The following is a 10732-nucleotide window of genomic DNA, read 5'->3' on the forward strand; positions in this document are numbered from 1 at the left end:
ATGCAAGGCGCCCAGCTACGTCATCAGCCATCCGCACCCGGCCGCAAGCCGGTGCCGCGGGGTGCCAGCCGAATGGTGGCCAAAGAGCCGATGTCGGTGCGCCTGCCGAAAGCCAATTTTGGTTTTCTCAAAGCCTTGTTCTGGCCCGTGCTGTTGGTCGCGTTGGGGTTCGGTACTTACGAAGGTGCACAGCGCTTGCTGCCGTACGCCGATCGGCCGATCACCAAGATCAACGTGCAGGGCGATTTGAGTTACATCAGCCAGCAAGCAGTGCAGCAGCGGATCGCCCCGTACGTGGCGGCGAGCTTCTTCACCATTGACCTGGCGAGCATGCGTACCGAGCTGGAACAGATGCCATGGATTGCCCACGCCGAAGTGCGTCGCGTCTGGCCTGACCAGGTGGTGATTCGCCTGGAGGAGCAACTGCCCGTGGCCCGTTGGGGTGACGAAGCGTTGCTGAACAACCAGGGGCAGGCGTTTACGCCGCGTGAATTGGCCAACTACGAACATTTGCCACAGCTGTTCGGCCCACAACGGGCCCAGCAGCAAGTGATGCAGCAGTATCAGGTGTTGAGCCAGATGTTACGGCCATTGGGCTTCTCGATTGCCCGGCTGGAATTGCGTGAACGCGGCAGCTGGTTTCTGACCACTGGCGCGGGTAGCGCGGGCCCTGGGATCGAGCTGTTGCTGGGACGCGATCACCTGGTGGAAAAGATGCGCCGCTTCATTGCCATCTACGACAAGACGCTTAAAGAACAGATTACGAACATTGCGCGCATCGACCTGCGTTATGCCAACGGCCTGGCCGTTGGCTGGCGGGAACCTGTAGCGCCCACGACGGCCCAACGCGCTGTCGCGAAGAATTGAGAAGAGGCAGGACCATGGCAAACGTGCAAAGCGGCAAAATGATCGTCGGTCTGGATATCGGCACCTCCAAGGTGGTGGCGCTGGTAGGCGAGGTCGCGGCCGATGGCCAACTGGAAATCGTCGGGATCGGTACTCACCCCTCCCGCGGCCTGAAGAAGGGCGTGGTGGTGAATATCGAATCCACCGTGCAGTCCATTCAGCGTGCGATCGAAGAAGCGCAACTGATGGCTGGCTGCCGGATTCACTCGGCGTTCGTCGGTGTGGCGGGCAATCACATTCGCAGCCTGAACTCCCACGGCATCGTGGCGATTCGTGATCGCGAAGTCAGCTCGGCCGACCTTGAGCGCGTGCTCGATGCGGCCCAGGCCGTGGCGATTCCGGCGGATCAGCGCGTACTGCACACGCTGCCGCAGGATTACGTGATCGATAACCAGGAAGGCGTGCGCGAGCCTTTGGGCATGTCCGGCGTACGTCTGGAAGCCAAGGTCCACGTGGTCACCTGCGCGGTGAACGCTGCACAGAACATTGAAAAATGCGTGCGTCGTTGCGGCCTGGAAATCGACGACATCATTCTCGAACAACTGGCGTCGGCGTACTCGGTACTGACCGATGACGAGAAAGAGCTGGGCGTGTGCCTGGTGGACATCGGTGGCGGTACCACCGATATCGCGATCTTCACCGAAGGCGCGATTCGTCACACCGCGGTGATCCCGATTGCCGGTGATCAGGTGACCAACGACATCGCCATGGCGCTGCGCACACCGACCCAGTACGCCGAGGAAATCAAGATCCGCTACGCCTGCGCCCTGGCCAAACTGGCCGGCGCCGGTGAAACCATCAAGGTCCCAAGCGTCGGTGATCGTCCGCCGCGCGAGCTGTCCCGTCAGGCCCTGGCCGAAGTGGTTGAGCCGCGTTACGACGAGCTGTTCACGCTGATCCAGGCCGAGCTGCGTCGTAGCGGCTACGAAGACCTGATCCCGGCCGGCATCGTGCTGACCGGCGGTACTTCGAAGATGGAAGGCGCGGTCGAGCTGGCCGAAGAGATTTTCCACATGCCGGTACGCCTGGGCGTACCGCATGGCGTCAGAGGCCTGGACGACGTAGTGCGCAACCCGATTTATTCCACCGGCGTTGGTTTGCTGATGTATGGCCTGCAAAAGCAGTCCGATGGCATTTCCTTCTCGGGGATCAGCAGCAGTCGCGATAGCTACAACAACGACGAGGCCAAGAGCCCGTTGATCGATCGCATCAAAAGCTGGGTCCAGGGCAATTTCTGAAGATTTACCGCAACACCGTGACACCGCAGCACCGTTGTACGCAGTAGGCGCAGTAGGCGAAAAAAACTAGAGAATGTAAGGAGAGGGAAAATGTTCGAACTCGTAGACAACATCCCCGCAAGCCCGGTTATTAAAGTTATCGGTGTTGGCGGTGGCGGCGGCAACGCTGTGAATCACATGGTCAAGAGCAACATTGAAGGCGTTGAGTTCATCTGCGCCAACACTGATGCCCAAGCGCTGAAAAGCATCGGCGCGCGGACCATCCTGCAATTGGGCACCGGCGTGACCAAAGGTCTGGGTGCTGGCGCGAACCCTGAGGTCGGTCGTCAGGCCGCTCTGGAAGACCGCGAGCGCATCGCCGAAGTGCTGCAAGGCACAAACATGGTGTTCATCACCACCGGCATGGGCGGCGGTACCGGTACCGGTGCTGCGCCGATCATTGCCGAAGTGGCCAAGGAAATGGGGATCCTCACCGTTGCGGTAGTGACTCGTCCGTTCCCGTTCGAAGGTCGCAAGCGCATGCAGATCGCAGACGAAGGCATCCGCCTGCTGTCTGAAAGCGTCGACTCGCTGATCACCATTCCCAACGAGAAGCTGCTGACCATCCTCGGTAAAGACGCAAGCCTCTTGTCGGCTTTCGCCAAGGCCGACGATGTACTGGCCGGTGCCGTTCGCGGTATCTCCGACATCATCAAGCGTCCGGGCATGATCAACGTCGACTTCGCCGACGTCCGTACCGTGATGAGCGAAATGGGCATGGCGATGATGGGCACTGGCTGCGCTAGCGGTCCTAACCGTGCGCGTGAAGCGACCGAAGCGGCTATCCGTAACCCGCTGCTCGAAGATGTGAACCTGCAAGGTGCACGCGGTATCCTGGTGAATATCACCGCCGGTCCTGACCTGTCTCTGGGTGAGTACTCCGACGTGGGTAGCATCATCGAAGCCTTCGCTTCCGAACACGCCATGGTCAAGGTCGGTACCGTTATCGATCCGGACATGCGCGACGAGCTGCACGTTACCGTGGTTGCCACCGGTCTGGGCGCGAAAATCGAGAAGCCTGTCAAGGTCATCGACAACACCGTTCACACCTCCATGGCTTCGCAGCCACAACAACAATCCCCTGCACGCCAGGAACAGCCAGCGGTAAACTACCGTGACCTGGACCGTCCGACCGTCATGCGCAACCAGGCTCAAGCCGGTGCTGCGACTGCCGCGAAGATGAATCCGCAAGACGATCTGGACTACCTGGACATCCCGGCATTCCTGCGTCGTCAGGCCGATTGATGGAATGTATCAGGGCTATGAAGGTGATTGGTGTTCAGCAAAGGTCTGGTCTGCTATTATCGCCAGCCTTTGTTGATACCAGTTCGCAATTTGCGCTGAAGCGGCCCAAGCCATGATTAAACAACGCACCCTGAAAAATATTATCCGTGCCACAGGTGTAGGCCTGCACTCCGGGGAGAAGGTATACCTGACCCTCAAGCCAGCACCTGTAGACACCGGCATCGTGTTTTGTCGTGCCGACCTGGACCCTGTGGTGCAGATTCCTGCTCGCGCGGAAAACGTTGGTGAAACCACTATGTCGACGACACTGGTCAACGGTGACGTCAAAGTGGACACGGTGGAGCATTTGCTCTCGGCCATGGCTGGCCTGGGCATCGATAACGCCTACGTCGAGCTCTCCGCGTCCGAAGTCCCGATCATGGATGGTAGCGCTGGACCCTTCGTATTCCTGATTCAATCGGCTGGCCTGGAAGAACAGGACGCAGCCAAGAAGTTCATCCGGATCCTGCGTGAAGTGACAGTGGAAGATGGCGACAAGCGCGCCACTTTCGTCCCTTTCGAAGGCTTCAAAGTGAGCTTCGAGATCGATTTCGATCACCCGGTGTTTCGTGACCGCACTCAAAGTGCCAGCGTGGATTTTTCCAGCACTTCGTTCGTAAAAGAAGTCAGCCGCGCCCGGACCTTTGGTTTCATGAGTGATATCGAGTACCTGCGCAAGCACAACCTCGCACTCGGCGGTAGCGTTGAAAACGCCATCGTGGTCGACGCGGATGGTGTACTGAACGAAGACGGCCTTCGCTACGAGGACGAATTCGTGAAGCACAAGATCCTCGATGCAATTGGTGACCTCTACCTGCTGGGCAATAGCCTGATTGGTGAGTTCAAAGGCTTCAAGTCGGGCCACGCATTGAACAACCAGCTTCTGCGCAAATTGATTGAGCAGAAAGATGCTTGGGAAGTCGTGACGTTTGAAGACGCCAGCACTGCACCGATCTCTTACATGCGTCCCGTTGCGGCCGTGTAAGCAAAAACCTCTCTAGTTTTTAAAGGCTGCCTTCGGGTGGCCTTTTTTTATGCCTTGTAGGAGCACGGCTTGCCGGCGATGGCGATCTCACTGGCGCCATCGCTGGCAAGCCATGCTCCTACGGTTCGCGGGTATTACGAAGATTGATGGCTCGCGCATGACCTGTAGGAGCACGGCTTGCCGGCGATGGCGATCTCACTGGCGCCATCGCTGGCAAGCCATGCTCCTACGGTTCGCGGGTATTACGAAGATTGATGGCTCGCGCATGACCTGTAGGAACACGGCTTGCCGGCGATGGCGGCATCAGATGCACCGTCTATTCCTGCGCGCTGACCACCCGGTTACGCCCTCGGTGCTTGGCCTGATACAGCGCCTTGTCGGCCGCATACATCAGGTTTTCCAGGCTCTCGCCCGGTTGTCCTGTAGAGGTACAGAGGCCGATGCTGACGGTGATGGGGGACTCGTCGCCTTCGAACGGTGGCAGTTGCTCGACTGCAGCGCGGATATTTTCGGCAATTCGCAGTGCACCGCTGCTGTCAGTCTCGGCCAGCACCACGGCAAACTCCTCACCGCCATAGCGCGCGGCGAGATCAGAGGGGCGACGGATGTTTTCGCTGATGACCCTGGCGAGCACGCGCAAGGCATCGTCGCCGCTCTGATGGCCGTGGCGGTCGTTGAACGACTTGAAGTGATCGGCGTCGATCATCAGCACCGACAACGGTTTGCCCGAGCGCTGGGCGCGGGACCATTCATGGTTCAGGGCCTGGTCGAGGGTGCGCCGGTTAGCCACGCCGGTGAGGGCATCGATGGCGGCCTGTTGCGCCAGTTCCTGCTCGGCGTGATGGCGCAGGCGTAATTCGCGGCATAGCAGCAAGGTCAGCCACATCAAGCCGATACACAACACACCGGTTGCGCCGCTGATCACGTACGCGGTGCGTCTCCAGCTGGCGAAGATTTCGTCCATGGAGAGCGCGACGCTGACCGTCAACGGCAGGTTGCCGACGCGCGAGAAGGTGTACAGGCGTTCCTGGTGGTCCATGCTCGACAGGCTGCTGAAGCTGCCACTGCCTTCACGCATGATGCGTATGACGTTGGGACGATTGCCGAAACTCTTGCCAATGCTGGCATCGGTCAGCATGGGCTTTTGCGCCAGCAATATGCCGTCCTTGTCGAGCACGTTGAGGGTACTGTTGGAGCCGATGTCCAGGCTGCTGAACAGCTCGTCAAAGTACGCCAGTTGCATGGACGCGACGGCAACGCCAAGAAACTCCCCGGTGGGCGAAGAGATGCGCCGGCTGAAGCTGATGCGCCACTGATCGTTCTCGGGGCAGTCGCAACGGGGTTTGAACGGGCGACTGATAAACATCCCGCTGTCGCTGTTGCTGACGTGGGCCTGGAAGTAGTCACGGTCAGCAAAATTGCCCGATTTTGGCTGAATCGACGACGAGTTGGCGATTACCTTGCCCTGCTGGTCGAGTAGCAGCACATCGCCCTTGTAGCGTGCGGTACTTGCGCGGTCGAACAGCACCAGGTGGCGGATCTGCGCCGAAACCTTCTGCAGGTCGTCACGTTGGGCGGCAGCGATCAATCCTTGCAGTGACAGGTCATAGAGCTCGACGTTGCGCAGCACATCGGCGTCGATCAGTTGCACGATGTTGGTCGCACCCCGCGTGGCCGCCTGCATGGCATTGGCGTGTTCGCGGATCAGCAGGAAGGTGACGATGGCGATGATCGCGACGACGGTCAGCGAGCTGCCGAGAACCAGCAGCAATTCCGGTCGGCGGGCAGAGCCTGTTATGGCGTGGTATGTGCGGTTTGCACTCATGGTTCTGATTTCTGCACAGGGACATCATCAGCGTAGTTCCCGGACAAACCGGGCGGCATTGCAGATATCAGTTCGTTTATCTCAGTGCATGTATAGATCCCGGATACAAAAAAGGCCAGCACCGGTGCTGGCCTTTTTGTGAATTTTTCTCAGAAAACGTTCAGTGGGTAGTCGACGATCACCCGGTATTCATCGGTGTCGGTATCCAGCGCGCCGTAGCCGTTGCCGCCGCGATTGGTGGCCCATTGCAGACGCACCGCCAGATCCTTGGCCGTACCGCCCTGGACCACGTACTTGAGATCGACATCACGCTCCCAGTGTTTGGCATTTTTACCCGCTTCGTTATAGAAGCTGGCATAACCGAGACTGTTCGGGTCAACCTTGGTCAGGTCCAGCGTGCCACGCGAATACGACACGGCGGAGGTCAGGCCCGGCACGCCGACACCGGCGAAGTCATAGGCATACTTGAGCTTCCACGAACGCTCGTTCGGGCCGTTGAAGTCCGAATACTGCTGTGAGTTGTCGAGGAAGATGCTGTCGCCCTGAGCGATGTAATCGAACGGCGTGTTGCCGTTCACGCGCTGGTAAGCGGCGGTGACGCTGTGGCTACCGACGCCCACGGTAAAGTGCAGGCTGTAGGTGTTGTTGTCGATTTTTCCGAGCAGTGCGTCGCCAGTGTCCTGGGTGTGATAGTAGTGCAGGCCCGGGTTGAGGCTGATCAGCTCATTGACCGCGTAGGTGTAGTCCAGGTCGTAGTAGTACTGGTTCCAGATGTCCTTGAGCTCGGACGCATAGAGGCTGCTGGTCAGGCCCGGCAGGCCGCTCCAGGCTACGCCGGCCCAGTTCAGGTGCTGGCTTTTGTCGCCGTCTGCCAGTTTGCCGTAGGACGTCCCGATGCGCTGGTGCCCGCTCTGGTTGTAAGGCTTGGTGAAGCTCGCCTGGCCGCCCTCGATCAGCCAGCCGTCGAAGCTGTGGTTGGTCAGGCTGACACCGCGAAAGGTCTGCGGCAGCATGCGGCTCATGCCACCGGCGATTACCGGGTTGTTGAGGAACAGGTCGCCGGCTTTCAGCTCGGTGTCGAGGGCGCGCATTTTCAGGGCACCGCCAGCGCTTGAAAACGAGCCCGGCGCTTTGCTGTTGTCATCGCCGATCGGCAGGATGCTCGAGCCACCGGTGCCGCCGCCACCGTCGAGTTTGAGCCCGAGCATGGCGTTGGCATCCACGCCAAAACCGACCGGGCCCTGGGTGTAGCCCGATTCGAAGATACCGAGGAAACCCTGGCCCCATTCGATGTTGTCGTTAGTCTGCTGCTGACGGTTGCGGTTCAGGTAGTAGTTGCGGGCATTGAGTTTAAGGCTTGCACCTTCAACGAAACCTTCGCGGCTGGAGTCGTCGGCGGCCTGGACGTTTGCGGCCATCGTTGCGGCCATTGCAATGAATAGCGGACTGAGTTTGAGGGTAATGCTCACGCGGGATACAGCTCCTTGGGTCAATAACAAGCGTTGTTATAGTTAATAATCCGGGTGTTTCTTATTGGGTAATAACGAAGGAATGCCTGACAAATACACAACGAAAAAAAGCCGCTGATAGCAGCGGCTTGAAGACAACTTCTCAAGGGAAAGAGCCCTGAGAAGTGTCGAGGGAAACTGAGTGGTGTTGCCGATCAGCTGTCTTTTTCAACCTGTGGTTGAGCCTGGCTGGCCGATGTTTGCCGGGTTTTCTCAGACTTCTGTGCTTTTGCGGTCAGTTCAGCCTGGGCCTTGTCGAAGGCTGCGGCACGCGCAGCATTATGCGCGACAAATGCCGGCGATTCTTCAGCCATGGCAAAGGGAGACAACAACAAGGACGACAAAACGAAAGCGCTGGCAATACCCATACTGTTGGACATCTTGAAAACCTTCTTGCTTGGCAAGTGCTGTTTGGTGTGGCCAAGGTAAAGGTCTTGGGGGGTGGGAAAAAGAGCGGATTGCATAAAGGACTGTTGCATCAAGAGCAACAGTCGCACCGACCTGTGGCGAGCGAGCTTGCTCGCGCTCGGCTGCGTAGCAGTCGTAATTCGGGGCAGGTGGTATATCTGATTAAACACGGTTGATTGTCTTGGGGCCGCTTCGCAGCCCAGCGCGAGCAAGCTCGCTCGCCACAGGAATCAAATCGGCAAATAGATCCCGAAGGTATTCACGCCGTTATCGCTGTGCACAAACACATTGCCGCCATGCATCAGCGCGATCGCCTTGACGATGGCCAGCCCCAGTCCATGATTGGCGCCGCTGTTGCTGCGCGAGGCGTCGACCCGGTAGAAGCGCTCGAACAAGCGCGACAGATGTTCACTGGCGATGGGCTCACCGGGGTTGGTGACGCCGATACTGACCTGATGCTCCTGAACATCGATCCGCACCCGAATGACCTGGCCGGGAGCCGTGTGCTGCACGGCGTTGTTCAGCAGATTGATCAATGCCCGGCGCAGGTGGGCGATTTCGATCTGCACTTGGGCATCACCGCTGACCTGAACCTTGACCTGCGCATCTTCGAGGATGAAATCCAGGTAGTCCAGAGTGGTGGCGACTTCGTCCGCGAGCGAGGTGGTGGTCAGTTTGGTGGCCTTGCTGCCTTGGTCGGCGCTGGCCAAAAACAGCATGTCGTTGATGATCGAGCGCAGCCGTTCGAGTTCTTCGAGGTTCGATTGCAGCACTTCGAAGTAGTGTTCCGCCGAGCGCCCACGGGTCAGGGCAACCTGGGTCTGACCGATCAGGTTGGTCAGCGGCGAGCGCAGTTCGTGGGCGACATCGGCGTTGAACGATTCAAGTCGCGTGTAGGCTTGCTCGACCCGCTCCAGCGTCGAGTTGAACGAGCTGACGAACTGATTGAGTTCTGGCGGCAGTGGCGACAGTTGCAGTCGTGAGGACAGCAACGGCGGTGCCAGTCGTTGCGCTTCCTGCGACAACTTGATCAACGGTTTGAGGCCGATTCGCGCCACCCAGTAACCCAGCGCCGAGGCCAGCAGTACGCCGATGATCGCCAGGCTGATCAAGGCGATCAGCAAGTGATGCTGGGTCTCATAGAAGGTTTGCGTGTCGATGCCGATCATGAAGCGCAACGGTGGACGCTGGTCCTTGGCCGGAAACTGACTGACCAGCACTTTCATCGGATAGGGCTGACCCGGCAGTTGTACGTCGCGCTTGCCGGTTGGCCCTTGCGCCAAGGCACGGATCTGCGGGGTGATGTTGCCGTACTCGTAGTTGGCATCGCCGCTGATGATCCAGAAGCTGATGCGCTTGTCCTCTTCACTCAGCAGGTTGAGTTTGTTGTTGATCTTCACCCAGTGCTCTGGCGTACCAAAGCGCCCGACCGTGGATTCGAGTACGCTGTAACGCGCATCCAGTTCGGCTGCCGGCAACAGCGCCAGACCCTTTTCAACCTGTTGATACAGCGCCCAGCCGATCAACAGAAACACCAGCGCCGCCACCAGTGTGAACATGCCGCTCAGGCGCAACGCGATACTGTTTCGAGGGTAGATCATCACTCATTTCCTATGCCGCGCCGGAGTCTGTTGTTGCGCAGGGCAAGGCGCGAGGAGCGAGGTTTGGTCGTTCCAAATAAGCTCCGAGTAACGCAGCCCTGCGCAACAACAGATCCGGCCCTTCGGGTTGTGCCTGAAAGCGGGCCAGGCTGCGTTGCAGCCCTTGGCAAGGAAACGACCCTTACCGGCGGACTGCGCCTTGCCTGGCCCGCTTTCAGGCGACAACGCGGCATAGGAAATGAGTGATGATCTACCCTAAGCACTGCGGCTCTCCAGCACATAGCCCATGCCGCGAATGGTGTGCAGCAGTTTCTCTTCGAACGGCCCGTCGATCTTCGCCCGCAGACGCTTGATCGCAACTTCGACGACGTTGGCGTCGCTGTCGAAATTGATGTCCCAGACCATCTCGGCAATCGCGGTTTTCGAGAGAATTTCACCCTGACGCCGGGCCAGCACGCTGAGCAGCGAGAACTCCTTGGCGGTCAGGTCCAGCCGCGTACCGGCACGGGTGGCCTTGCGGCTGATCAAGTCGACCCACAGGTCGGCGATGGTCACTTGCACCGGTTCATGGCCACCGCTGCGGCGGGTCAAGGCTTGCAGGCGGGCGACCAGTTCGAGGAACGAGAAAGGTTTGCCCAGGTAATCGTCGGCACCGTCGCGCAGGCCTTTGATCCGGTCTTCGACACGCTCACGGGCGGTCAGCATGATCACCGGGGTCTGTTTGCGGGCACGCAGGGCGCGCAGCACGCCGTAGCCGTCGAGACCCGGCAGCATCACGTCGAGGATGATCACCGCGTAATCGTTTTCGAGCGCCAGGTGCAAACCTTCGACGCCGTCCGGCGCGCGGTCCACGGTGTAACCCTGTTCGGTCAGGCCGCGGTACAGATAATCCGCGGTTTTCTCTTCGTCTTCGATAATCAGAACGCGCATGACCCGCC

General features: G+C 59.2%; 9 protein-coding genes. 4 read left to right on the plus strand and 5 right to left on the minus strand.

Annotated elements, in window-relative coordinates:
• The 4 genes from AO353_RS15355 to lpxC all read left to right on the plus strand — a co-directional run bounded on the left by AO353_RS15355 (nucleotide 1) and on the right by lpxC (nucleotide 4452).
• Nucleotides 1-867 (plus strand): cell division protein FtsQ/DivIB, encoded by an 867-nt coding sequence (locus AO353_RS15355; protein ID WP_054595718.1) that lies wholly within the window; start codon nucleotides 1-3, stop codon nucleotides 865-867.
• Nucleotides 868-881: 14 nt separating this feature from the next.
• On the plus strand, nucleotides 882-2144 hold the full coding sequence (ftsA, locus tag AO353_RS15360; protein WP_019693553.1) for a cell division protein FtsA: 1263 nt from the start codon (nucleotides 882-884) through the stop codon (nucleotides 2142-2144).
• 90 nt (nucleotides 2145-2234) lie between these two features.
• A complete protein-coding gene (ftsZ, locus tag AO353_RS15365; protein WP_054595719.1) occupies nucleotides 2235-3428 on the plus strand; it encodes a cell division protein FtsZ in 1194 nt (397 codons plus the stop codon).
• 112 nt (nucleotides 3429-3540) lie between these two features.
• Nucleotides 3541-4452: a UDP-3-O-acyl-N-acetylglucosamine deacetylase gene (lpxC, locus tag AO353_RS15370; RefSeq protein ID WP_054595720.1), complete on the plus strand. Its 912-nt coding sequence runs from the start codon at nucleotides 3541-3543 to the stop codon at nucleotides 4450-4452.
• Between the two features lie 316 nt (nucleotides 4453-4768).
• On the opposite strand, the gene AO353_RS15375 is transcribed toward lpxC, so the two are convergent.
• From AO353_RS15375 to AO353_RS15395, 5 genes are all read right to left on the minus strand, one after another.
• Entirely contained in the window at nucleotides 4769-6277 is a 1509-nt protein-coding gene (locus AO353_RS15375; RefSeq protein ID WP_054595721.1) for a sensor domain-containing diguanylate cyclase, read from the minus strand.
• A 149-nt stretch (nucleotides 6278-6426) separates the two neighbouring features.
• Entirely contained in the window at nucleotides 6427-7707 is a 1281-nt protein-coding gene (locus AO353_RS15380; protein WP_054598244.1) for an OprD family porin, read from the minus strand.
• 233 nt (nucleotides 7708-7940) lie between these two features.
• Nucleotides 7941-8165, minus strand: coding sequence for a hypothetical protein (locus AO353_RS15385; RefSeq protein WP_054598245.1), 225 nt, complete (start codon nucleotides 8163-8165; stop codon nucleotides 7941-7943).
• Nucleotides 8166-8423: 258 nt separating this feature from the next.
• Complete coding sequence (locus AO353_RS15390; protein WP_054595722.1) at nucleotides 8424-9794, minus strand: heavy metal sensor histidine kinase; 1371 nt, start codon at nucleotides 9792-9794, stop codon at nucleotides 8424-8426.
• 255 nt (nucleotides 9795-10049) lie between these two features.
• On the minus strand, nucleotides 10050-10724 hold the full coding sequence (locus AO353_RS15395; protein ID WP_054595723.1) for a heavy metal response regulator transcription factor: 675 nt from the start codon (nucleotides 10722-10724) through the stop codon (nucleotides 10050-10052).
• Nucleotides 10725-10732 lie beyond the last annotated feature (8 nt).

It is taken from the genome of Pseudomonas fluorescens, assembly GCF_001307155.1.
In the GTDB taxonomy this organism is placed as follows: Bacteria; Pseudomonadota; Gammaproteobacteria; order Pseudomonadales; family Pseudomonadaceae; genus Aquipseudomonas; species Aquipseudomonas helvetica.